The 21,556-nt window shown below is 61.2% G+C and carries 25 protein-coding genes; 13 read left to right on the top strand and 12 right to left on the bottom strand.

Annotation, left to right across the window (positions count from 1 at the left end; all coding sequences use genetic code 11):
- The first annotated feature begins 104 nt into the window (after nt 1–104).
- The 7 genes from ppa (at nt 105) to CKW32_RS24295 (ending at nt 8,109) form a co-directional block, all read left to right on the top strand.
- A complete protein-coding gene (ppa, locus tag CKW32_RS24330; RefSeq protein ID WP_003176323.1) occupies nt 105–632 on the top strand; it encodes an inorganic diphosphatase in 528 nt (175 codons plus the stop codon).
- A gap of 211 nt (nt 633–843) precedes the next feature.
- A complete protein-coding gene (locus CKW32_RS24325) occupies nt 844–1,620 on the top strand; it encodes an XRE family transcriptional regulator (RefSeq protein ID WP_095186197.1) in 777 nt (258 codons plus the stop codon).
- A 422-nt stretch (nt 1,621–2,042) separates the two neighbouring features.
- Nucleotides 2,043–2,675: an isochorismate family cysteine hydrolase YcaC gene (gene ycaC / locus CKW32_RS24315; RefSeq protein WP_027605204.1), complete on the top strand. Its 633-nt coding sequence runs from the start codon at nt 2,043–2,045 to the stop codon at nt 2,673–2,675.
- 265 nt (nt 2,676–2,940) lie between these two features.
- Nucleotides 2,941–3,183, top strand: coding sequence for an exodeoxyribonuclease VII small subunit (locus CKW32_RS24310; protein ID WP_003176346.1), 243 nt, complete (start codon nt 2,941–2,943; stop codon nt 3,181–3,183).
- Entirely contained in the window at nt 3,180–4,067 is an 888-nt protein-coding gene (gene ispA / locus CKW32_RS24305) for a (2E,6E)-farnesyl diphosphate synthase (protein WP_032884572.1), read from the top strand. Before CKW32_RS24310 ends, ispA begins: the two co-directional genes overlap by 4 nt.
- Before the next feature lie 111 nt (nt 4,068–4,178).
- Complete coding sequence (gene dxs, locus CKW32_RS24300) at nt 4,179–6,077, top strand: 1-deoxy-D-xylulose-5-phosphate synthase (RefSeq protein ID WP_095186196.1); 1,899 nt, start codon at nt 4,179–4,181, stop codon at nt 6,075–6,077.
- Nucleotides 6,078–6,219: 142 nt separating this feature from the next.
- Entirely contained in the window at nt 6,220–8,109 is a 1,890-nt protein-coding gene (locus CKW32_RS24295) for a TonB-dependent receptor domain-containing protein (protein ID WP_095186195.1), read from the top strand.
- Between the two features lie 19 nt (nt 8,110–8,128).
- Here the strand turns inward: CKW32_RS24295 and CKW32_RS24290 are convergent, their stop codons facing one another.
- The 11 genes from CKW32_RS24290 to nrdR form a co-directional block, all read right to left on the bottom strand.
- The gene (locus CKW32_RS24290) at nt 8,129–8,917 is read right to left on the bottom strand and encodes a cobalamin-binding protein (RefSeq protein WP_177434309.1); all 789 of its coding nucleotides are present in this window, start codon (nt 8,915–8,917) and stop codon (nt 8,129–8,131) included.
- Nucleotides 8,914–9,330, bottom strand: coding sequence for a nuclear FMR1 interacting 1 family protein (locus tag CKW32_RS24285; protein ID WP_095186193.1), 417 nt, complete (start codon nt 9,328–9,330; stop codon nt 8,914–8,916). Before CKW32_RS24285 ends, CKW32_RS24290 begins: the two co-directional genes overlap by 4 nt.
- On the bottom strand, nt 9,327–9,944 hold the full coding sequence (gene ribA, locus CKW32_RS24280) for a GTP cyclohydrolase II (RefSeq protein WP_032884567.1): 618 nt from the start codon (nt 9,942–9,944) through the stop codon (nt 9,327–9,329). The genes CKW32_RS24285 and ribA overlap by 4 nt, the downstream gene beginning before the upstream one ends.
- 128 nt (nt 9,945–10,072) lie before the next feature.
- Nucleotides 10,073–10,801, bottom strand: coding sequence for a transporter substrate-binding domain-containing protein (locus CKW32_RS24275; protein ID WP_095186192.1), 729 nt, complete (start codon nt 10,799–10,801; stop codon nt 10,073–10,075).
- Nucleotides 10,802–10,867: 66 nt separating this feature from the next.
- Nucleotides 10,868–11,833, bottom strand: a complete 966-nt coding sequence (gene thiL / locus CKW32_RS24270; RefSeq protein WP_095186191.1) for a thiamine-phosphate kinase — start codon at nt 11,831–11,833, stop codon at nt 10,868–10,870.
- Between the two features lie 18 nt (nt 11,834–11,851).
- A complete protein-coding gene (nusB, locus tag CKW32_RS24265; protein WP_032884564.1) occupies nt 11,852–12,352 on the bottom strand; it encodes a transcription antitermination factor NusB in 501 nt (166 codons plus the stop codon).
- Nucleotides 12,349–12,825, bottom strand: coding sequence for a 6,7-dimethyl-8-ribityllumazine synthase (ribE, locus tag CKW32_RS24260; protein WP_003176356.1), 477 nt, complete (start codon nt 12,823–12,825; stop codon nt 12,349–12,351). The genes nusB and ribE overlap by 4 nt, the downstream gene beginning before the upstream one ends.
- 88 nt (nt 12,826–12,913) lie before the next feature.
- The gene (gene ribBA / locus CKW32_RS24255) at nt 12,914–14,005 is read right to left on the bottom strand and encodes a bifunctional 3,4-dihydroxy-2-butanone-4-phosphate synthase/GTP cyclohydrolase II (protein ID WP_032884563.1); all 1,092 of its coding nucleotides are present in this window, start codon (nt 14,003–14,005) and stop codon (nt 12,914–12,916) included.
- Between the two features lie 15 nt (nt 14,006–14,020).
- Nucleotides 14,021–14,683, bottom strand: a complete 663-nt coding sequence (locus CKW32_RS24250; protein ID WP_032884562.1) for a riboflavin synthase — start codon at nt 14,681–14,683, stop codon at nt 14,021–14,023.
- A 47-nt stretch (nt 14,684–14,730) separates the two neighbouring features.
- The gene (gene ribD, locus CKW32_RS24245; protein ID WP_095186190.1) at nt 14,731–15,867 is read right to left on the bottom strand and encodes a bifunctional diaminohydroxyphosphoribosylaminopyrimidine deaminase/5-amino-6-(5-phosphoribosylamino)uracil reductase RibD; all 1,137 of its coding nucleotides are present in this window, start codon (nt 15,865–15,867) and stop codon (nt 14,731–14,733) included.
- Entirely contained in the window at nt 15,864–16,334 is a 471-nt protein-coding gene (gene nrdR / locus CKW32_RS24240) for a transcriptional regulator NrdR (protein WP_163033267.1), read from the bottom strand. The genes ribD and nrdR overlap by 4 nt, the downstream gene beginning before the upstream one ends.
- Nucleotides 16,335–16,473: 139 nt before the next feature.
- Here nrdR and CKW32_RS24235 point away from each other — a divergent pair, with 139 nt between their 5' ends.
- From CKW32_RS24235 to trxA, 3 genes are read left to right on the top strand one after another with little or no spacing between them, the layout of a single operon-like run.
- Nucleotides 16,474–16,929, top strand: coding sequence for a YbaY family lipoprotein (locus CKW32_RS24235; protein ID WP_032884559.1), 456 nt, complete (start codon nt 16,474–16,476; stop codon nt 16,927–16,929).
- Entirely contained in the window at nt 16,926–17,588 is a 663-nt protein-coding gene (locus CKW32_RS24230; protein WP_095186189.1) for a methyltransferase, read from the top strand. Before CKW32_RS24235 ends, CKW32_RS24230 begins: the two co-directional genes overlap by 4 nt.
- Nucleotides 17,589–17,620: 32 nt before the next feature.
- Nucleotides 17,621–18,493: a thioredoxin gene (gene trxA, locus CKW32_RS24225; RefSeq protein ID WP_032884557.1), complete on the top strand. Its 873-nt coding sequence runs from the start codon at nt 17,621–17,623 to the stop codon at nt 18,491–18,493.
- Here the strand turns inward: trxA and CKW32_RS24220 are convergent.
- On the bottom strand, nt 18,490–18,828 hold the full coding sequence (locus CKW32_RS24220; RefSeq protein ID WP_095186188.1) for a hypothetical protein: 339 nt from the start codon (nt 18,826–18,828) through the stop codon (nt 18,490–18,492). The genes trxA and CKW32_RS24220 overlap by 4 nt on opposite strands.
- A gap of 132 nt (nt 18,829–18,960) precedes the next feature.
- Here CKW32_RS24220 and CKW32_RS24215 point away from each other — a divergent pair, with 132 nt between their 5' ends.
- From CKW32_RS24215 to CKW32_RS24205, 3 genes are read left to right on the top strand one after another with little or no spacing between them, the layout of a single operon-like run.
- A complete protein-coding gene (locus CKW32_RS24215) occupies nt 18,961–19,563 on the top strand; it encodes a DUF2796 domain-containing protein (RefSeq protein WP_095186187.1) in 603 nt (200 codons plus the stop codon).
- Between the two features lie 6 nt (nt 19,564–19,569).
- Complete coding sequence (locus CKW32_RS24210) at nt 19,570–20,280, top strand: ABC transporter ATP-binding protein (RefSeq protein ID WP_032884554.1); 711 nt, start codon at nt 19,570–19,572, stop codon at nt 20,278–20,280.
- Nucleotide 20,281: 1 nt separating this feature from the next.
- Nucleotides 20,282–21,547 (top strand): ABC transporter permease, encoded by a 1,266-nt coding sequence (locus tag CKW32_RS24205; RefSeq protein WP_027605183.1) that lies wholly within the window; start codon nt 20,282–20,284, stop codon nt 21,545–21,547.
- Nucleotides 21,548–21,556: the final 9 nt, after the last annotated feature.

Genomic DNA, 21,556 nt, shown 5'->3' with positions numbered 1-21,556 from the left:
ACGACGTCTGGCGCATGGCATCGCCGTCAGAATATGCCTATAATCGCCGCCACTTTTAGGCCAATCCGGCCATGTCATATGGCCAACTACGGGGGCAACGCCCAATGAGCTACAGCAAGATTCCGGCTGGCAAAGACCTGCCGAACGACATCTACGTCGCCATCGAGATTCCGGCCAACCACGCGCCGATCAAATACGAAATCGACAAAGACAGCGACTGCCTGTTCGTTGACCGTTTCATGGCCACCCCAATGTTCTATCCGGCCAACTACGGTTTCATCCCGAACACCCTGGCTGACGACGGTGATCCCCTCGACGTGCTGGTCGTAACGCCCTACCCGGTCACCCCTGGTTCGGTCATCCGCGCACGTCCAGTCGGCATCCTGAACATGACCGACGACGGCGGCGGCGATGCCAAAGTTATCGCAGTCCCACACGACAAGCTGTCCCAGCTGTATGTGGACGTGAAGGAATACACCGACCTGCCACCACTGCTGCTGGAACAGATCAAGCACTTCTTCGAGAACTACAAAGACCTCGAAAAAGGCAAGTGGGTGAAGATCGACGGTTGGGGCAACGCAGACGCCGCCCGCGCCGAGATCATGAAGTCGGTTGCAGCCTACAAAGGCTGATACCCGCTCTTCATTGCCCCGGCAATTAAAAAGCCCCGATTATTCGGGGCTTTTTTGTGGGAAAACTAAACAACAAGTTCAAAAATTAGTACACGCCGTTCAACTAAGCGATACAACTGAAAGATCAAGCCACAACTAAGCAAAAACCTACAGGCGCAATTCAACGCATGGTTTATTTGATTGGTTTTCTTGGCCAGTAAACTCTGCGTTTATGAATACATCAGGTGATCGTTTAAAAGTGCTATTGCAGGAAGTTCATCTTTCCGCATCCGACTTCGCCAAAAACCGTGGTGTCACGCCTCAACACGTGAACAACTGGTTCAAACGCGGTGTACCCATGGGCCGACTCAACGAGTTTGCAGAACTTCTCTGCGTCTCCAGCCGTTGGCTGCGCACCGGCGAAGGCCCCAAACACCCACCGGCCAACTTCCTGCTGGAAGGCCCAGACGCCCGGAAAGGACTGCCCAGCACCCGAGAAGGAGGCGGAAAGTACCTCACAGGCCCAACCTGCCCTCCGGAACCACTCGATGTGGAGATTCCCCTCCACCCCACATTCACCTCAACCGAGCGCATCCGCGTCTCCCTGCATACCCTCGAAACCCTCACCGTCAACCCTGACCGCGCGGTAGGCGCCTACATGGTCGACAACAGCATGATCGACATCATCCAACAGGGCGCCACCCTCGCCATCGACAAAGGCCGCACCCAAATCATCGATGGCGAAATCTACGCCGTCGAACACGACGGCATGCTGCGTATCAAATATCTCTACAACCGTCCAGGGGGAGGGTTGCGCATGCGAAGCCACAACGCCAGCGAACACCCGGACGAATACCTCAACCATGAAGAACGCTTCGAGCAGAACTTCAAAATCGTCGGCTGGATATTCTGGTGGTCCACCCTCAACAACCGCCGCCCGCCCGTGCCGCTGGATGAGCACCTATTAGGCTGGGAAGGCTCTAAATCGGAACCGGAGGTGGGCATTTAAGGTGAATGTGGGTATCATGCGCCGCACATTTGGCAGGGGGTGGCTTAAGGCTAACCACCCTGCTCGGTGAAGCGGAGGAGTTCCCGCGGATGCCCCTACTATTCAGCCCGACGCAATGTGGGCTGAGCGATTTGAAGGCTGGTGAGGTTTGTCAAAAACAAGCTGAGGCAGTCCCCGAGAAGCCGGCCACAAGCCGGCTTTTTAATGCCTCTAATAATCTCCCGCTCTGCAAATCAAGCCAACGTGCACCCATCCTCTTTGTCTCCGCTCGCTCCCAACCCCATGCCCAGCCTCCATCCTTTGTCCCTTTTTAGTTGACAGTAAGACTCCCCTCGCCCGATTTATCCTCCAATCACGACCCATTAATCTGTGCCCATGTTGAACGCAACGCCAAACCCACTTAAACAAAAAAGGATTCAACCATGAGCACTCCGACCTACAACCGCTTGAACAAAGACGACGCCGTAGTCCTGCTGGTCGACCACCAGACCGGCTTGATTTCCTTGGTGCAAGACTTCTCGCCCAACGAGTTCAAGAACAACGTGCTGGCACTGGCCGACCTGGCCAAATTTTTCAACCTGCCGACCATTCTCACCACCAGCTTTGAGCAAGGCCCCAACGGCCCTCTGGTGCCTGAGTTGAAGGAGATGTTCCCGGACGCGCCGTACATCGCTCGTCCTGGCCAGATCAATGCGTGGGACAACGAAGACTTCGTCAAGGCGATCAAGGCTACCGGCCGTAAGCAGATCATCATTGCCGGCGTAGTGACGGATGTGTGCGTAGCGTTCCCGACCTTGTCGGCGTTGGCAGAAGGGTTTGAGGTGTTTGTGGTGACCGATGCATCCGGCACGTTCAATACCACCGTGCAACAAGCGGCATGGAGCCGGATGACGCAAGCCGGTGCACAGTTGATGAACTGGTTCTCGGTGGCGTGTGAGCTGCATCGCGACTGGCGCAACGATATCGAAGGCCTGGGCAATCTGTTGTCCCAGCGTATTCCCAACTATCGCAACTTGATGAATGGTTATGCGGCGCTGACAGCCCATCAGAAATAAGTCAGCCGAAATTCCCGATAAGCCTGCCTTGAAAAGCAGGCTTTCGGTGTTCACCTGAGCGTAACCCCCCAGTTCACGCTCAACTTGCTCGAGGCTTGGCAACTGTTTTGCGACTGCCGGCAACGTGCCCATCCCGCGTGTTGCGGGACCACCTGTGTTCAATCGACGGTGCGATTTACCACCTCGTAATTCCCACCACTCATTTGCCCCACTCCCCCATGTCTGCTAGTGTCCCGCCGGTTTACCGTCTACCGGAATAGCCGCCATGGCCCGCAAAAAAGTTGCACTCGATTTCGAACAATCCCTCGCCGACCTGCAAACCCTGGTCGAGCGTCTGGAGAATGGCGAGTTGTCGCTGGAGGACTCGCTGACGGCGTTTGAGCAAGGCATCGGCCTGACTCGCGACTGCCAGAGCGCGCTGGCGCAGGCGGAGCAGAAGGTACAGGTGTTGCTGGAGCGTGACGGGGAGTTGGCCGAAGAACCTTTCGATGCGGAACAGCCGGAATGATCGACGCGTATCAGGCCAGTAGCCAAGCCCGGGTGAATGCGGCGCTGGAGCCCTTGTTTGTTGCGCCCAGCCCAGAAATGAACCGTCTCTATGCAGCCATGCGCTATAGCGTGATGAATGGCGGCAAGCGTGTGCGCCCGTTGCTGGCGTATGCGGCGTGTGAAGCCCTCGGTGCGCCTGCCGAGCAGGCCAACGGCGCGGCGTGTGCGGTGGAGCTGATCCACGCTTATTCCCTGGTACACGACGATTTGCCGGCAATGGACGACGACGATCTGCGTCGCGGCCAGCCAACCACTCATAAAGCCTTTGATGAAGCCTATGCGATTCTGGCCGGTGACGGCCTGCAAAGCCTGGCATTCAGCGCATTGCTGGACCCGGGCTTGAGCAGCGTCAACGCCGAGACTCGCCTGCGCATGGTCACCGCCCTCGCCCACGCTGCGGGCCCGGCCGGTATGGTCGGTGGGCAGGCGATCGACATGGGTTCGGTCAGTCTCAAGCTGGATCAAAAAGCTCTGGAACATATGCATCGCCACAAGACCGGCGCGCTCATCGAGGCTGCCGTGCACCTCGGTGCCCTGGCCAGTGGCCGTGCCGAAGCTGCGCAGTTGGCGGCCTTGCAGACGTATTCCCGGGCCATCGGCCTGGCTTTCCAAGTGCAGGACGACATTCTCGACGTGGAAAGTGACACGGCCACCTTGGGCAAGCGCCAAGGTGCCGATATCGCACGGGACAAACCGACTTATCCTGCGCTGCTTGGTCTCGACGCTGCCAAGGCATATGCCCTGGAACTGCGCGACCAGGCCCTGGACGCCCTGCGACCTTTCGACGCGGCAGCCGCGCCACTGCGTGACCTGGCGCGGTATATCGTCGAACGCCGCCACTGATAACAGCGGCCATTGCAGCCGCATATCGGCCAAGTTCGGCGCTCTGCGTGGGCAGTTTGCGATGCTTGAGGTAAACTGCCGCCTCTTCTTATACCTATAACGATTCGCCTGATGCCCACGACGTTTCAAGAGATTCCCCGCAAGCGCCCGTCCACGCCCCTGCTCGACCGTGCTGTCACGCCGGACGGCCTGCGTCGTCTGGGTGAAGCCGAGCTGGAAACCCTGGCCGATGAACTGCGCCTGGAATTGCTCTACACGGTCGGTCAGACCGGTGGGCATTTTGGTGCAGGCCTGGGCGTCATCGAGCTGACCATCGCGTTGCATTACGTGTTCGATACCCCGGACGACCGGCTGGTGTGGGACGTGGGCCATCAGGCGTATCCGCATAAAATCCTCACCGGCCGACGCGAGCGCATGAGTACCCTGCGCCAAAAGGACGGTGTTGCCGCCTTCCCGCGTCGCGCCGAGAGCGAGTACGACACCTTTGGCGTCGGTCACTCCAGCACCTCTATCAGTGCAGCGCTGGGCATGGCGATTGCCGCCCGCCTGCAAAACAGTGATCGCAAGGCGATTGCGGTGATCGGTGATGGCGCGTTGACCGCCGGCATGGCCTTCGAAGCGCTGAACCATGCGCCTGAAGTGAACGCCAACATGTTGGTGATCCTCAATGACAACGACATGTCGATCTCTCGCAACGTCGGTGGCCTGTCCAATTACCTGGCAAAAATCCTCTCCAGCCGTACCTACGCCAGCATGCGCGAAGGCAGCAAGAAGGTGCTCTCGCGTCTGCCCGGCGCGTGGGAAATTGCCCGACGCACCGAAGAATATGCCAAGGGCATGCTTGTCCCCGGCACCCTGTTCGAAGAGCTGGGCTGGAACTACATCGGCCCTATCGACGGCCACGACCTGCCCACTCTGATCGCCACGCTGCGTAACATGCGCGACCTCAAAGGCCCGCAGTTCCTGCATATCGTCACCAAGAAAGGTAAAGGCTTCGCCCCGGCGGAAGTCGACCCGATTGGTTACCACGCGATCACCAAGCTGGAACCTGTGGACGCCCCAGCCGCTGCGCCGAAAAAGGCCAGCGGGCCGAAGTATTCCGGTGTGTTTGGCGAATGGCTGTGCGACATGGCCGCTGCCGACTCGCGCCTGGTGGGCATTACCCCGGCGATGAAGGAAGGCTCCGACCTGGTGGCGTTCAGCGAGCGTTTCCCGCTGCGCTATTTCGACGTGGCGATTGCCGAGCAGCACGCGGTGACTTTCGCCGCCGGTATGGCCTGTGAAGGCGCCAAGCCAGTAGTAGCGATTTACTCCACGTTCCTGCAACGCGGTTATGACCAGCTCATTCACGATGTGGCGGTGCAGAACCTTGACGTGCTGTTCGCCATCGACCGCGCGGGTCTTGTAGGCGAAGACGGCCCAACTCACGCCGGCAGCTTCGACCTGTCGTACCTGCGTTGCATCCCCGGCATGCTGGTAATGACGCCGAGCGACGAGAACGAACTGCGCAAGATGCTCAGCACTGGCCACCTGTATAACGGCCCGGCCGCCGTGCGTTACCCGCGTGGTAATGGCCCGAATGCAGTGATCGAAAAAGATCTGGAGCCGATCGAGATCGGCAAAGGCATCGTGCGTCGCCAGGGCAGCCAGGTCGCGTTCCTGGTGTTCGGCGTGCAATTGGCCGAAGCACTGAAAGTCGCCGAAAAGATCGACGCGACCGTGGTCGATATGCGCTTCGTCAAACCGCTGGATGAAGCCTTGGTACGCGAGATCGCCGGTAGCCATGAGTTGCTGGTGACCGTTGAAGAGAACGCCATCATGGGCGGCGCCGGCGCGGCAGTCAGTGAGTTCCTGGCACGGGAGAATATCCTCAAGTCGGTGCTGCACCTGGGCTTGCCGGATGTGTACGTCGAGCACGCCAAGCCAGCGCAGATGCTGGCGGAGTGCGGCTTGGACGAAGCAGGGATCGAGGCTTCGGTGCGCGCACGAATGGCGCTGCTGGACCTGTAGAAACCGGATCAACATGTGGGAGGGGGCTTGCCCCCGATAGCGGCAGTTCAGTCAACAACTTTGCTGACTGACAGGCCGCCATCGGGGGGCAAGCGCCCTCCCACATTTGATTTGTGTCACCTTCAAAAGCTGTGAACAGTCTATGAATCGCCTGTACCTTGCCCTGCTGCTTCTGCCCTCCCCTGAATTGCTCGCCGAAACCCGCGACGAGGCCCTGAAGCTCCCCGAAGTGGTCATCAGCGCAAACCGTCAGGTGCAGGCGCGCAACGACAGCAGCGCCGCCAACTCCGTCTTCACCCGCGACGACATCGACCGCCTGCAACCGAGCAGCCTCACTGACCTGCTCAGCCGAGTGCCCGGCGCGCAAGTCGCGCGAACCGGCGGACGCGGCAGTTTGCCGGGGATCTACCTACGCGGCACTAAATCCGCCCAGAGCCTGGTGCTGGTGGACGGCCAGCGCATCGCTAACGCCACGTCCGGCGACAGCGGCCTGCAATACCTGAATATCGACCAGATTGAGCGCGTGGAAGTCCTGCGCGGCTCGCGCTCGGTGATCTACGGCAGCGATGCCATCGGCGGTGTGATCCAAGTGTTTACCCGGCGCAACGCCGAGCAAGGCCTGCAACCGCGCGTGAAACTGGGTTTTGGCAGCAATAACACTTGGGAGCGCAGCCTCGGTCTCTCGGGTGGCGATGAACACACGCACTTCAACCTCGGGGCGAGCCTGGATGAAACTGCCGGGATCAATTCGACCCACGAATCCTTCCCCAGCGACGGCGACCATGATGCCTATCGCAACCAATCGGTGAGCCTGAACCTCAGCCATTCGTTCAGCGATGCGCTGGAGGTGGGTTTCAACCTGCTGGATAACCGTGGCAAGTCGGAGTACGACAACAGCTTCGGCCGCTACGACATCGTCACCAAGCAGACTGTTGGGCAAAAACCCTACACCGACTACGCCGTGAGCAGCGCCAGCGGTTATATCGACGCCACGTTCAGTGAGCGCTGGCAATCGCGCGTGGAACTGGGCCACAGCGAGAACCGTGACACCAAACGCGACACCCTCAGTGATTATTTCAGCGCATTCAACACCTACCGCGACTCCGTCAACTGGCAGAACGACCTGACCCTGGATGAACAGAACAGCCTGATCTTGGGCGGTGATTGGTACGAAGACCGCTTCCACGGCTCCACCACTTTCACCGAAAACAGCCGCTGGAACCGCGCCGCCTTTGTGCAGCACCGTTTCCGCAGCGAACGGTTCTCCACAGAGCTGGGTTTGCGCCACGACGAGAACCAGCAGTTCGGCGGCCAGAACAGCTGGAGCGGTACGCTCACCGTGCCGGTCAATCCCGACAATGACCTGTTACTGAGTTACAGCGAAGGATTCCGTGCGCCGAGCTTCAACGACTTGTATTACCCGCAAACGCAATACAGCAACCCCAACCTGCAGCCCGAAACCTCGAAAAGCTACGAACTGCAATGGCGCAGCCAACTGAGTGACAGCACGCGCCTGGAAGCCTCGGTGTACCGCACCGACCTGAGCAATGCGATCATCCTCGACCGTACCGACAAGCCCCAGAATGTGGCATCGGCGCGCATCGATGGCTTTGAAGCGGCGCTGAAACAGGAACTGTTCGGCTGGCAGGGCAACCTGGGTGTTTCGATCATCGACCCGCGCGACCGCGACAGCGGCCACACCTTGGCCCGTCGTGCACGCCGCACATTGAGCCTGGATATGGATCGGCAATTCGATCAGGTGGGCGTGGGCGCCAGTTGGCAGGCCATCAGCAATAGCTACGACAATGAAGACAACACGCAGCGCCTGGGCGGCTACGGATTGCTCGGGTTGCGCAGCAGTTGGGCGGTTAGCCGAGAAGTAGCGCTGTCGCTGAAGGTTGATAACGTGCTGGATAAATCCTATTCGCGGGCACGTTATAGCTACAACGATCCGGCATTTCTGAACAATCAGGATTACCGTGAAGAGGGCCGGGCGTGGATGTTTGGTGTGACCTGGACACCTGAAATCTGATTGTCGCCTGGTACTGGCTTCATCGGCTCGGGGCAATTACCTGACACAGCCGCGCCAGCGCTTCCAGCATCTGCCCGCTGGGCCGTTCCAGGCCTTTGTCCGGAACCAACTGTACCCGCGCCGCCATGCTTGGCCAGGCCTTCCAGGCGTCCTTCTGAGCCTGATCGCCCACCAGAATCATCTCGGGATTACGTTGCAACACCGACTCGATGCTGACCTGCGGTGCGGGTAGCTTCAGGTCGTCAAACACGTTGCGCGCACCGCACACGCTCAGCGCGTCGCTGATGATCTGGCCACCGCCCACGGTGTACAGCGGCTGGTTCCACACCTGATAGAACACCCGCAACGGTTCGACACGTTGATAACGCTGGCGCAACCCGGCCAGGCGCTCGCGCAGTTGCGCTGCCAATTGCCGGCCGGCGTCGGCACGGTCTAATTGCTCGGCTATGGCCTGGACTTGGGTGGTCAACTGTTCGAGGCTATGGGGTTCGGCGACGTACACCGGAATATTCAGGCGTTGCAGCTGCTCGCGCTGGGCCAGGCCGACACTGCCGGGCCACAGCAGAATCAGGTCGGGATTGAGGCTGAGCAGGCGCTCCATGTCTAACTGGCCGTAATGCCCCACCGATGGCACCTTCAGCAACTCGGCCGGCCGTTCGCCGCCATCAAGCACGCCTACCAGCAGATCGGCAGCACCCAGTTCGACCACGATTTCAGACAGGGATGGCGCCAGGCTCACCACCCGCTCGGCGGCCAAGGCCTGTGCACTCAGTGTCAGCAGCAGAAGCGCCAGCCAGCGGTGCATCATCCGAGTTGACGGGGAATGCGGTAGAGGTAAAACAGCACCATCGTCGACAGCGCCAGCAGGAACAGCGGCACCGCTTCCAGGCCAACGAACACCGCCAGCGCGCCCACCCACGCGGGAATCGCCGCCACCAGCAAAGCCGTGCGCCGGCGGGCCGCGAGGGTGATCCAGGCAGCCGGTTCTTCGGGAGTATCGAGAGCTTTTGAGGTGGCGATCAGCGCGTGTTTATAGCCGTGGAAGTAACGCAGGCTTAGGAACATCGAGGCCACGCCAGCGATGAAGAACGGCATCGCCAGCACGGGCAGCAGCGCTACCTGGCCAAACACCAGGTTGAGCACGAACAACGGAAGCAGCGCCAGGGCCAGGTACTGCCACCAGTTGAAGGACAGTCGCCGCTTTACCTGGCCACGGGTCACGCGCGGTCGACCTCGCCCTGATGCTCGTTGCCCATCATATGGTCGAGCTTGCTGGCTTTGGTCGCCAGATAGAGCTTGTTGTGGGGGTTTTGCCCGGTATGCAGCGGCACACGCTCGGCCACGGTGATGCCCATCTCGGTCAAGGCTTTGACCTTGCGCGGGTTGTTGGTCATCAGACGCAGGGATTTCACGCCCAGGTGCTCAAGCATTGGCAGGCAGATCGCGTAGTCACGCTGGTCTGCAGCGAAGCCCAGGCGCTCGTTGGCCTCAACGGTATCAGCGCCGCCGTCTTGCAGCTCGTAGGCGCGGATTTTGTTCAGCAGGCCAATACCGCGGCCTTCCTGGCGCAGATACAGCAGCACGCCACGGCCTTCACGGGCGATGGCGCGCATGGCCGCCTCCAGTTGCGAGCCGCAGTCACAGCGCTGGCTGAACAACGCATCGCCGGTCAGGCACTCGGAATGCACACGACCCAGTACTGGCGCGCCATCCGCGATATCGCCGAGGCTGAGCACAACGTGCTCACGCCCGGTGGCTTCTTCGAGAAAGCCGTTCATGGTGAACGTGGCAAAAGGGGTAGGCAGCTTGGAAGCGGCGACGAAAACGACGGGCACCGTGTGCTCCTGATTTCAGATTTTACAGAGGCGGGCATTGTAACAGCAGGTTCCTGCAGACGCTTAAGCTGAATGATCGCTGATAAAGATCAATCGGTTCGATTGGCCTTCATCTCGGTTCTATGCATTTAGAAGGGATACGGCAGGTTCCAGCGCTGGAAGATCGGCTTCAGCACGCCGCTTTTGACCAGCACGGCCATGCGCTGATCGTACACGGTGCTTAACGAACGGCCGCGCTCGGTATCGGCAAAGCCAACGTATAGCGGCAGGTCGATGATGTGGGTAAGCCTGAACGTGGAAGGGTCTCGCGCCTGTTTGAGGACGTATTGCGTTTCGCTGAGGGCATCGATGTAGAAATCGGCCCGACCATGCTGGAGCATCGGTAAAATCCCATCGCGCCGCTGAATCTGGTTGAAACGTCGCACATTGGGCAAGTACGCCTCGTACCGATAGCCGCGCACCCAAGCCAGGCGGTATTCGCCCAGCGTTGCGGCGCTCGGAGTCGGGGAGGTTGCCAGCCCAAGGGCGTAGATAGCGTCGGAGTCCAACTTCCAGTGCGGGTAAAGGACGCCCGTGACTTCGTCACGGTAAGAGCCGACCCAACCATCTACCTCACCGCGCTGGGCCAGGCCCACCGAGCGGGTATAGGGCTCGATGCGGGTGTGCAGAGTGATCCCGACCGGCTCGAAGACCTGCCGCAGCACATCCCAGGCCAGACCGCTGCCGTCCGCATTGGTGTAGCCGTCCCAAGCCTCACTGGCAAGCATGATCTTGCCTGGTACAACAGACTCATCCTGCGCCAGGACCCACGCCGGAATGACACACAGCAGTGTCAGCAGCCAGTGGCGCACATCCATGGGTACGACCTCCTGCAATGCCTTGCTTGCGTAATGACGTAGTAGAGGGTAGCGCAGCACGCCGACTCAGGGCGTCTCGCGAAAGTGCTGATAACCCCGGATGGCCGGAGTGATGTCCTGCCCGTTGGCGTCGAGGAGCGTCACACCCTGCCCCGCCTGGACACGACCAATAACGTGCACCGGCCAACCTGCGGCCAGCAGCGGTGCCAACTCGACGGACGGCAAGGTGAAGGCCAGCACGTAGTCGTCGCCACCGCTCAATGCAGCCACCCGCGCCTGGTCATCACCGACAAACGCCAGCAAGGCGCTGGACAGCGGAAGCTTCTGACGCTCGATCAACAGGCTGACGGCCGACGCCTTGGCGATATGCCCGCAATCGGCCAACAGCCCGTCGGAGATATCCATCGCAGCCGTCGCCTTGCCCCGCAGCGCCAGCCCTAAAGCCAACTGCGGCTGCGGTGACCAGTAATGGGCCAGCAGAGGATCAGCGATGGCCGCATCGGCGTTGCGCTGGCCCAGCACGAGTGGCAAGGCGCCAGCGGCATTGCCCAACTCACCGCCCACGCACAGCAGGTCCCCCGGCTGCGCACCGCTGCGCGTCAACGCTTGGCCCGCTGGCACACGGCCGAACACCGTCAGGGTCAAACTGAGCGGCCCCCGCGTGGTGTCGCCGCCCACCAAGCCCACGCCGCAGCTTAGCGCCATGGCGTTCAAACCCTGGGCATAGCGTTGCAACCAGTCGGCATCGACGGTGGGCGTAGTGAGTGCAAGGGTAAACGCGACGGGGTTGGCGCCCATGGCAGCCAGATCGCTCACCGCCACCGCCAGCGAACGCTGGCCGAGCAGGAACGGATCGCAGGGGTCGGCAAAGTGCACGCCGGCCACTAAGGTATCGGTGGAAATTGCCAGTTGCTCCCCGGCAGGAAGCGCCAGCAGGGCACAGTCGTCGCCGATCCCCAAGGCAATGCCCTCGCCGCCCTGCGCACAGGGCGCGGCGGCAAAGTACTTGTGGATCAGCTCAAACTCGCCCATCGAGAACTCAAGCGCAACTTAGCGCTTGTGTTCCTTCACTTCGGCTTCACGCAGGCGCGGAGCCAGCTTGTCGAGCACGCCGTTGACGAACTTGTGACCGTCGGTCGAACCATAGACTTTCGCCAGCTCGATACCTTCGTTGATCACCACGCGGTACGGCACGTCGACGCGCTTGAGCAGTTCCCAGGTGGACAGGCGCAGTACGGCCAGTTCAACCGGGTCCAGCTCTTCAAGGGTCAGGTCCAGGCACGGCGTCAATGCAGCGTCGATCTCGGTCAGGTTGGCCGGAACGCCGTGCAGGATGTCGTGGAAGTAGCTCTGGTCGGCAAAGGTGAAGTCGTTGTCGACGCGAAATTGCGCTTCGATTTCGTTCAGCGAAGTACCGGCCATATGGCGCTGGTACAACGCCTGGGTGGCGAGCTGACGGGCAGCACGGCGCTTTTCGCTCTTCGAAGGTTTGCCGGCGTCCGCTGGACGCTCGTCGCGCGGGTTGAAACGATCGCTCTCGTCGGAAATCACTTGGCCTCCAACTGCGACAGCAGGCTGACCATTTCCAGGGCGGACAGAGCAGCTTCAGCGCCTTTGTTGCCGGCCTTGGTGCCGGAACGCTCGATGGCTTGTTCGATGGAATCAACGGTCAGTACGCCGAAAGCGACTGGCACGCCGAACTCCATGGACACCTGGGCCAGGCCCTTGGTGCATTCGCCGGCCACGTATTCGAAGTGCGGGGTACCGCCACGAATCACAGCGCCCAGGGCGATGATTGCTGCGTATTCACCCTGCTGAGCAACTTTTTGCGCAACCAGTGGAATTTCGAAGGCGCCAGGGGCACGGATAATCGTGATATCGCTTTCGCTCACACCGTGGCGAACCAGGGCATCCACGGCACCGCTTACCAGGCTTTCAACCACGAAGCTGTTGAAGCGGCCAACCACCAGGGCATAGCGGCCTTTGGGGGCGATGAAGGTACCTTCGATGGTCTTCAGGGTCATTCGACAAATCTCTTAAAGAGCCGGGACGCGAAAAGTGCGTCCCTCAGTGATGATTTAACCGCGAACAAGGGGCAATAGACGCCAGCCTTTATTCGGAGGGCACGTATTCTACAACTTCCAGATCGAATCCGGATATCGCATTAAATTTCATCGGTGCGCTCATGAGGCGCATTTTGCGCACACCGAGGTCACGCAGGATCTGCGAACCGGCACCGACGATGCTGTAGGTGGTCGGTGTTTTAACCTGGGTCTGCTCGGCGGTCTCGCGGATATGGGCAAGCAATACATCGCCGTCCACCGGGTTACCCAGCAGCAGCACCACACCGCTGCCCGCCTCGGACACCGCAGCCATCGCGGCGCGCAGGCTCCAACGGCCCGGTTGCTTGACCATCAACAGGTCGCGCAGCGGGTCCATGTTGTGCACACGCACCAGGGTCGGTTCGTCTGCGCTGATGGTGCCCAGGGTCAGGGCCATGTGCACATCGCCCTCCACTGAATCACGGTAGGTCACCAAATTGAATTGGCCCAGTTCGCTGTCCAGTGGCTGCTCGGCAATCCGCTGAACGGTACGTTCGTGGATCATCCGGTAGTGAATCAAGTCGGCAATGGTGCCTATCTTGATGTTGTGCTCGGCGGCAAATGCTTCGAGTTCGGCGCGACGAGCCATGGTGCCGTCGTCGTTCATCACTTCGCAGATCACACCGCTCGGCTCGAAACCGGCCATGCGTGCCAGGTCGCAGGCTGCTTCTGTGTGGCCGGCACGGGCCAGGGTGCCACCCGGTTGGGCCATCAGCGGGAAGATGTGGCCTGGGCTGACGATGTCTTCGGCCTTGGCGTCTTTCGCGGCAGCGGCTTGAACGGTGCGGGCGCGGTCAGCGGCGGAAATGCCGGTGGTCACGCCTGTGGTCGCTTCAATCGACACGGTGAACTTGGTACCAAAACCCGAGCCGTTACGCGGCGCCATCAACGGCAGCTTGAGCAGCTCGCAGCGCTCGCGGCTCATGGGCATGCAGATCAGCCCGCGAGCGTGCTTGGCCATGAAGTTGATGTGCTCAGGCTTGCAGGCCTCGGCGGCCATGATGATGTCGCCTTCGTTTTCACGGTCTTCGTCATCCATCAGGATGACCATCTTGCCTTGGCGGATGTCTTCAACCAGTTCTTCGATGTTATTGAGCGCCACGCGGCACCCCCTTGGTCAGGATTTCAGGTAGCCGTTAGCGGCCAAAAAACTCTCAGTGATGTTCCCAGTTGCAGGCTCTGCGGCCTTATCGCCCATCAGCAGGCGCTCCAGGTAACGGGCAAGCAAGTCGACTTCCAGGTTCACCCGGCGACCTGGCTGGTACGACGCCATAATGGTTTCGCTCAGGGTGTGGGGAATGATGGTCAGTTCAAATTCGGCGCCATTCACGGCGTTCACGGTCAGGCTGGTGCCGTCGACAGTGATCGAACCTTTGTGGGCAATGTATTTGGCCAGCTCTTTGGGCGCGCGGATGCGGAATTCTACGGCACGGGCATTTTCGCTGCGGGCAACGACTTCGCCGACACCGTCGACGTGGCCGCTGACCAGGTGACCACCGAGACGGGTGGTGGGCGTCAGGGCTTTTTCGAGGTTGACCGGGCTGCCGGCCTTGAGGTCATTCATCGCGGTGCAGTCCAGGGTTTCCCGGCTGACGTCGGCGGCAAAGCCGTTGCCCGGCAGTTCGATGACGGTCAGGCACACGCCGCTGACGGCGATGCTGTCGCCCAGCTTGACGTCGCCGAGGTCGAGCTTGCCGGTTTCAACCAGCAGGCGCACGTCGCCGCCCTTGGGGGTCATGGCGCGAATGCTGCCGATGGATTCGATAATGCCGGTGAACATGGCCTTCTCCTGGAAAACGGGGCGGGCACTTGAGCGCCCGGTCAGAATTATACGCTCGCTGCTGGCACAGGGATGGCAGTGACTCGCCAGTCGTCGCCTACAGCGCGCATTTCAGTGATCTTGAGTTGGGGGGCATCAGCCAGTTTCTCAAGCGGCCAGTCCAGCAAAGGCCGGGCAGCGGAGCCGAGGAACTTGCCGGCGACGAAAATCATGTATTCGTCCACCAGACCTTGCTGGGCAAACGCCCCTGCCAGGCTTGGGCCAGCTTCCACCAAGACTTCGTTGACGCCACGGGCGGCCAGCGCCACCAGCGCCGAGCGCAGATCGACCTGGCCTTCTACGCCTGGCACCACCAGACACTCGGGGCCTCGGGGGAACTGGTTTTCCGGGGTGACACAAGTGATGACCAATGCCGGGCCCGCCTTAAAGAAGGGTGCGTTGAGCGGCACCCGCAGGCGGCCGTCGATCAACACACGCAACGGCGGGCGCGACATGGCCAGGGCGGTGGTTTCTTCATCCAGTCCCAGCTCGGCCGCGCGGACGGTAAGCCGCGCACCGTCGGCCAACACCGTGTCGGCGCCAGTCAACACCACGCTGGACTCGGCGCGCAGGCGCTGCACGGCGGCGCGGGCGGCGGGACCGGTGATCCATTGGCTTTCGCCGCTGGCCATCGCGGTACGACCGTCCAGACTCATCGCCATTTTGATTCGCACGAACGGCAACCCGTGTTCCATGCGTTTGAGAAAGCCTTTGTTGAGCGCCCGCGCCTCACCTTCCAGTACGCCACTGCGCACCTCGATCCCGGCTTGGGCCAAGCGCTGCATACCGCGCCCGGCAACTTCCGGGTTAGGGTCCTGCATCGCCGCGACCACCCGCGCCAGCCCGGCGCTCACCAGCGCATCGGCGCACGGCGGGGTGTGACCATAGTGGCTGCACGGTTCGAGGGTGACGTATGCCGTGGCGCCTCGGGCCTTATCGCCGGCAGCCCACAAGGCATGCACTTCCGCATGGGGCTCGCCCGTGCGCACATGCCAGCCTTCGCCGACAATCTGCCCATCGCGCACAATCACGCAGCCAACACGCGGATTAGGGTGGGTGGTGTACAGGCCGTTGCGCGCCAGTTCAAGGGCGCGGGCCATGTAATGGGCGTCGAGGACAGTTTGTTCAGCAGAAGGAGGAATCATGGTTTGACCGGCTCACGGGCCAGGCGGTCGATCTCTTCGCGGAACTCATTGAGGTCCTGGAAGCGTCGATACACCGAAGCGAAACGGATATAGGCGACTTCGTCGAGCTTTTGCAGCTCGCCCATCACCAACTCTCCCACCACCAGGCTCTTGACCTCGCGCTCGCCAGTCGCTCGCAGCTTGTGCTTGATATGCGCCAGCGCCGCCTCCAGCCGCTCGACACTCACCGGGCGTTTTTCCAGCGCGCGCTGCATACCGGCGCGCAGTTTTTCTTCGTCGAAAGGCTGGCGGCTGCCGTCGGACTTGATCAGACGTGGCAATACCAGTTCGGCGGTTTCGAAGGTGGTGAAACGTTCACCGCAGCCAGAGGCCAGGCATTCGCGCCGGCGACGTACTTGATCGCCCTCGGCGACCAGACGCGAGTCAATGACCTTGGTGTCGTTGGCACCGCAGAAGGGACAGTGCATGGTGGCAGGCAACAAAAAAAGGGAGGGCCATGGTAGCGCATCCCTGTGGCAAGACAAGCCATAGCCTTTACGGTATACAGGCGGGCTATTATGTTTCTTACATTTCAAGCCACGGATTTTGTCCTTTCTGGAGCCGTACATGCAGTTACGACCACTTGTTTTGCTCACCCTGTTCAGTGTCCTGGTCGCCTGCAGCAGCGAAGCCCCCAAGCCGTCTGCGCCCCAACCGGTGCCTGCGCAGGAGAAAAAAGTCCCTGGCATTGAAGACCTGGGCCCCCTACCCGCCTACCAACGTGAAATCAACGGCAGCCTGACCAACGTCCCCGCCGGTGCCGAAGTCGAGATGGCCCTGCTGGTGATCGACGACCGTTCGCGCCCGCAACAACTGCTCGCCAGCAGCGTACTGACCGGCAACGGCAAGCCTGTGGCCTTCCGCCTGCGTTTTAACCCAGAGGCTTTCCCGGCCGGTGCACGGGTTGAGCTGCGTGGCCGCGCCAGCCAGTCCGGTCAGTTGATCCTGCACCTGCCCGCCGTACGCATCACCCAGGCAATCACCCAGACCACCGGCCCCCTGGAACTCGTCAAGGCACCATGACGCCCCCGTTAGACTTGCAGCGCGCCCTGAGCGCGCTGATCGGCGACGCTCAACTGGTGCCCTGCCCGCTGCCGGGCACCGAGCTCTCGTTGTGGCTGTTGGATGCGGACAACATGGACCGCGCCTTCAGCCCGGAAGAAACCCGGCGCATCCTGCATGAGCCGCCCTACTGGAGTTTTTGCTGGGCCAGCGGCCTGGCATTGGCGCGGTATTTGGCGGCGAACCCTGAGTGGGTCGCGGGCAAGCGCGTGCTGGACTTCGGCGCCGGTTCCGGCGTGGCCGCGATTGCGGCGGTTAAGGCAGGTGCGGTGGAAGTAGTTGCCTGCGACCTGGATCCGCTGGCGTTGGCATCTTGCCGCGCCAATGCCGAGCTCAATAACGTGGAATTAACCTATTCGCCGGACTTCTTCGCCGAAGCCGATCGCTTCGACCTGATCCTGGTAGCCGATGTGCTTTACGATCGCGCCAACCTGCCACTGCTGGATCATTTCCTCAGCCGCGGCCGCGAAGCACTGGTGGCGGACTCACGGGTGCGCGACTTCCAACACCCGGCTTATCAGCGCCTGGAAATCCTCGATGCGCTGACGTTGCCGGACTTGGCCGAGCCTTGGGAGTTTCGCAAGGTGAGCCTGTACCATTCGCGGCGCCAGCCCTTATAGTTGCCCCATTCCCGCTTTATTCGAGACGCCCCATGAGTGAGCCCACGCCGTACATCTTCGACGTCACCGCCGCCAACTTCGACCAGGCCGTGATTCAGAACTCCTTCGAAAAACCCGTATTGGTGGATTTCTGGGCCGAGTGGTGCGCGCCCTGCAAGGCCTTGATGCCAATGCTGGCGCAGATTGCCGAGAGTTATCAGGGCGAGTTGCTGTTGGCGAAGGTCGATTGCGAAGCCGAGCAAGACATCGTTGCGCGCTTTGGTATTCAAAGCCTGCCGACGGTGGTGCTGTTCAAGGATGGCCAGCCGGTAGACGGGTTCGCCGGAGCCCAGCCGGAGTCGGCTGTGCGAGCGCTGTTGGCGCCGCACGTGCAGATGCCCGCGCCGAAGGCGGCGGATCCATTGGTACAGGCACAAACGTTGTTTGCCGAAGGGCGCATCAGCGACGCCGAAGCCGTACTCGTCGCGCTGCTGGGCGAGGACAACACCAACGCCGCCGCGCTGATTCTGTACGCACGCTGCCTGGCCGAACGCGGTGAGCTGGGTGAAGCCCAAACCGTGCTCGACGCAGTGAAAAGCGACGACCACAAAGCCGCGCTCGCCGGGGCCAAGGCGCAAATCACTTTCCTGCGCCAAGCCGCCGACCTGCCGGACGCCGCCGACTTGAAAAGCCGTCTGGCGCAAAACCCGCAGGACGATGAAGCAGCGTATCAGTTGAGCATCCAGCAACTGGCGCGCCAGCAGTACGACGCCGCGCTGGAAGGCTTGCTCAAGTTGTTTATCCGCAACCGCGGCTACAGCGAAGGCCTGCCGCACAAGACCCTGTTGCAAGTGTTCGAACTGCTGGGCAATGACCACCCGCTGGTCACCGTGTACCGCCGCAAGTTGTTTGCCGCGCTGTACTAATCACCGATCCAACTGTACAGCGGCGTATCCCCGCCGCTGCTCACCTTGACCTTAGCGCTGTGGCGCAGGCGCACCAACAGTCGCTTGCCCGCCGCAGCATCCCCCGCCAAACCTTCCAATCGATCAAGCAACTCCAGGCCACTGAGTTGTCCGGCGTTGCGCAACAGGTCCTGGGCGTTCTGCCACAGGTCATCATTGTGTTTGACCGGCGCGGCGGCGGCGCTGGCTGCCGGCGTCGCCTGCAATTGCGCGCCCAACTTTGCCCAATCGCCGTCGTCCAGTTCCAGGGTTAAGTCCACCGGCAGGTCGCCGATGGTTCCACGAATTCGCAACATCGTCCTGACTCCTGCAGTTTTTCTGACGGGCATGCTCCCATGCGGCTTGCGCAACGCCAAGCAGACGGTCAAACTCTCGGCCTTATTGTTATAAGATCACATAACATAACTTTCATGTTCTGGAGCCCTCTCATGCGCCGTCTGCTGCTCGCTTTGCCGTTTGCCCTGCTGCCACTGGCCATTGCCCATGCGGCTGAGCACCATGATCACGACCACGAACACGGCAGCCTCGGCGCGCACGAGCACGGCGTCGGGCGTCTCAACGCCGTACTCGACGGGCAGACCCTGGAGCTTGAGCTGGACAGCCCGGCAATGAATCTGGTGGGGTTCGAGCACGTCGCCACCACTGCTGCCGATAAGGCCAAAGTCGCCGCTGCACGCAAACAGCTGGAAAACCCATCGACCCTGTTCAACCTGCCCAAGGCCGCCGGTTGCGTGATCAGCTCCCAGGAGCTCAACAGCCCGCTGTTCGGTGACAAGCCGGAAGCCGACCACGACGACGATGACCACGATCACGACGCCAAAGACGGCGCCCACGAACATCATCACGACCACAGCGAAATCCACGCCCACTACCAATTCACCTGCGCCTCGCCGACTGCGTTGAGTAATCTGGACCTGACCCAGGTATTCAAGACCTTCCCCGCCACTCAGAAAATTCAGGTACAACTGATCGGCCCGAGCGGCCAGCAAGGTGTTGATGCCACCGCCACAGCAGCCACCCTGAAGTTCTGAGTTCACATGACCCAAGCACTGATCGAACTGTCTGACCTGGGCTTCAACTGGCCCGGTCACCCACAGTTGCTGGACATCCCCGCCTTCCGCCTGGAAGCGGGTGAAACCCTGTTTCTCAAGGGCCCGAGCGGCAGCGGAAAAACTACGCTGCTTGGTCTGTTGGGCGGCGTGCAGAAACCCAGCCGAGGTAGCATTCGCTTGCTCGGCCAGGAGCTGACCGAACTCTCGGCCGGCGCCCGTGATCGTTTCCGCGTCGACCATACGGGCTACGTCTTCCAGCAGTTCAACCTGCTGCCGTTCCTGTCGGTGCGCGAAAACGTCGAGTTGCCTTGCCACTTTTCCAAACTGCGAGCGCAGCGGGCAAAGCAGCGCCACGGCAGTGTCGACCAGGCCGCCGCTACATTGCTCGCGCATTTGGGCTTGAAGGATAAACACCTGCTGGAGCGCCGCGCCGATTCGCTGTCCATCGGCCAGCAACAACGGGTGGCTGCCGCACGCGCGCTGATCGGCCAACCGGAATTGGTGATCGCCGACGAACCCACCTCAGCCCTGGACTACGACGCCCGCGAAGCTTTCCTTCAGTTGTTGTTCGCTGAATGCCGCGACGCCGGCGCCAGCCTGTTGTTTGTCAGCCATGATCAGAGCCTGGCGCCGCTGTTCGACCGCAACCTGTCGCTGGCCGAACTCAATCGCGCCGCCACGCCCGCAGAGGTTTGAGATGTATTTGTTTCGTCTAGCCATGGCCAGCCTGGCTAACCGTCGCTTTACCGCGATCCTCACCGCGTTTGCCATCGCGCTTTCAGTCTGCTTGTTGCTCGCAGTGGAACGGGTTCGCGTTGAGGCGCGCAACAGTTTCGCCAGTACCATCAGCGGCACCGACCTGATCGTCGGCGCCCGCTCCGGTTCGGTCAACCTGCTGCTGTATTCGGTATTTCGCATCGGCAACGCCACCAACAACATCCGCTGGGACAGCTACGAGCATTTCGCCGCCAGCCCCCAGGTGAAATGGGCGATCCCGATTTCCCTCGGCGACTCCCATCGCGGCTACCGGGTGATGGGTACCAACGAGTCGTACTTCGAGCATTACCAGTATGGCCGCAAGCAAAACCTCGAACTGGCCAGCGGCCGTGCCTTTGCCACCGACCCGTTCGAAGTGGTGCTCGGTGCCGAGGTCGCTGATGCCCTGCACTACAAGCTCGGCGACAAGCTGGTACTGGCCCACGGCGTGGCGGTGGTCAGCCTGGTCAAGCACGATGACAAGCCGTTCACCGTGGTCGGTATTCTCAAGCGCACCGGCACGCCGGTGGATCGCACGTTGCACATCAGCCTGGGCGGCATGGAAGCTATCCATATCGACTGGCACAACGGTGTGCCGGCCCAGGGCAAAGGCCGCATCAGCGCCGATCAGGCGCGCAATATGGACCTGACCCCGCAGGCCATTACCGCCTTCATGCTCGGCCTGAACAACAAGATTTCCACCTTCGCACTGCAGCGCGAGATCAATGAATTCCGTGGCGAGCCGATGCTGGCGATCCTGCCCGGCGTGGCGCTGCAAGAGCTGTGGAGCATGATGGGCACCGCCGAAAAAGCGCTGTTCGTGATCTCGCTGTTTGTGGTGCTGACCGGCTTGATCGGCATGCTCACCGCCATCCTTACCAGCCTCAACGAACGCCGCCGCGAAATGGCGATCCTGCGTTCGGTGGGTGCACGGCCGTGGCATATCGCAACGTTGCTGATCTTCGAAGCCTTCGCCCTGGCCCTGTCCGGCGTGATCGCAGGCGTGGGCTTGCTGTATGTGTGCATTGCCGCGTCGCGTGGGTATTTGCAGGCCAATTACGGGCTGGACCTGCCGATGTCCTGGCCGAGCGAATATGAATGGACCTTGCTCGCCGGTATCCTGGCTGCTGCGCTGTTGATGGGCAGCGTGCCGGCCTGGCGCGCCTACCGACAATCCTTGGCCGATGGCCTGTCCATACGTTTATGAGGAAGGACT

The sequence above is a fragment of the Pseudomonas sp. Irchel 3H9 genome (genome assembly GCF_900187495.1).
GTDB classification, from domain to species: domain Bacteria; phylum Pseudomonadota; class Gammaproteobacteria; order Pseudomonadales; family Pseudomonadaceae; genus Aquipseudomonas; species Aquipseudomonas sivasensis.
Note: the sequence above shows the minus strand (reverse complement) of the source record. Positions and strands in the feature narration are given on the sequence as shown.

Bases quoted from the DNA above. Each gene is read 5' to 3' on its own strand.
- ispA (WP_032884572.1), top strand. From the start codon at position 3,180: ATGATCGACGCGTATCAGGCCAGTAGCCAAGCCCGGGTGAATGCGGCG.
- CKW32_RS24310 (WP_003176346.1), top strand. From the start codon at position 2,941: ATGGCCCGCAAAAAAGTTGCACTCGATTTCGAACAATCCCTCGCCGAC.
- CKW32_RS24295 (WP_095186195.1), top strand. From the start codon at position 6,220: ATGAATCGCCTGTACCTTGCCCTGCTGCTTCTGCCCTCCCCTGAATTG.
- CKW32_RS24210 (WP_032884554.1), top strand. From the start codon at position 19,570: ATGACCCAAGCACTGATCGAACTGTCTGACCTGGGCTTCAACTGGCCC.
- CKW32_RS24275 (WP_095186192.1), bottom strand. From the start codon at position 10,801: ATGGATGTGCGCCACTGGCTGCTGACACTGCTGTGTGTCATTCCGGCG.
- CKW32_RS24230 (WP_095186189.1), top strand. From the start codon at position 16,926: ATGACGCCCCCGTTAGACTTGCAGCGCGCCCTGAGCGCGCTGATCGGC.
- ribD (WP_095186190.1), bottom strand. From the start codon at position 15,867: ATGATTCCTCCTTCTGCTGAACAAACTGTCCTCGACGCCCATTACATG.
- ppa (WP_003176323.1), top strand. From the start codon at position 105: ATGAGCTACAGCAAGATTCCGGCTGGCAAAGACCTGCCGAACGACATC.
- CKW32_RS24235 (WP_032884559.1), top strand. From the start codon at position 16,474: ATGCAGTTACGACCACTTGTTTTGCTCACCCTGTTCAGTGTCCTGGTC.
- trxA (WP_032884557.1), top strand. From the start codon at position 17,621: ATGAGTGAGCCCACGCCGTACATCTTCGACGTCACCGCCGCCAACTTC.
- CKW32_RS24215 (WP_095186187.1), top strand. From the start codon at position 18,961: ATGCGCCGTCTGCTGCTCGCTTTGCCGTTTGCCCTGCTGCCACTGGCC.
- nrdR (WP_163033267.1), bottom strand. From the start codon at position 16,334: ATGCACTGTCCCTTCTGCGGTGCCAACGACACCAAGGTCATTGACTCG.
- dxs (WP_095186196.1), top strand. From the start codon at position 4,179: ATGCCCACGACGTTTCAAGAGATTCCCCGCAAGCGCCCGTCCACGCCC.
- ribE (WP_003176356.1), bottom strand. From the start codon at position 12,825: ATGACCCTGAAGACCATCGAAGGTACCTTCATCGCCCCCAAAGGCCGC.
- thiL (WP_095186191.1), bottom strand. From the start codon at position 11,833: ATGGGCGAGTTTGAGCTGATCCACAAGTACTTTGCCGCCGCGCCCTGT.
- ycaC (WP_027605204.1), top strand. From the start codon at position 2,043: ATGAGCACTCCGACCTACAACCGCTTGAACAAAGACGACGCCGTAGTC.
- CKW32_RS24290 (WP_177434309.1), bottom strand. From the start codon at position 8,917: ATGATGCACCGCTGGCTGGCGCTTCTGCTGCTGACACTGAGTGCACAG.
- CKW32_RS24325 (WP_095186197.1), top strand. From the start codon at position 844: ATGAATACATCAGGTGATCGTTTAAAAGTGCTATTGCAGGAAGTTCAT.
- CKW32_RS24220 (WP_095186188.1), bottom strand. From the start codon at position 18,828: ATGTTGCGAATTCGTGGAACCATCGGCGACCTGCCGGTGGACTTAACC.
- CKW32_RS24205 (WP_027605183.1), top strand. From the start codon at position 20,282: ATGTATTTGTTTCGTCTAGCCATGGCCAGCCTGGCTAACCGTCGCTTT.
- CKW32_RS24250 (WP_032884562.1), bottom strand. From the start codon at position 14,683: ATGTTCACCGGCATTATCGAATCCATCGGCAGCATTCGCGCCATGACC.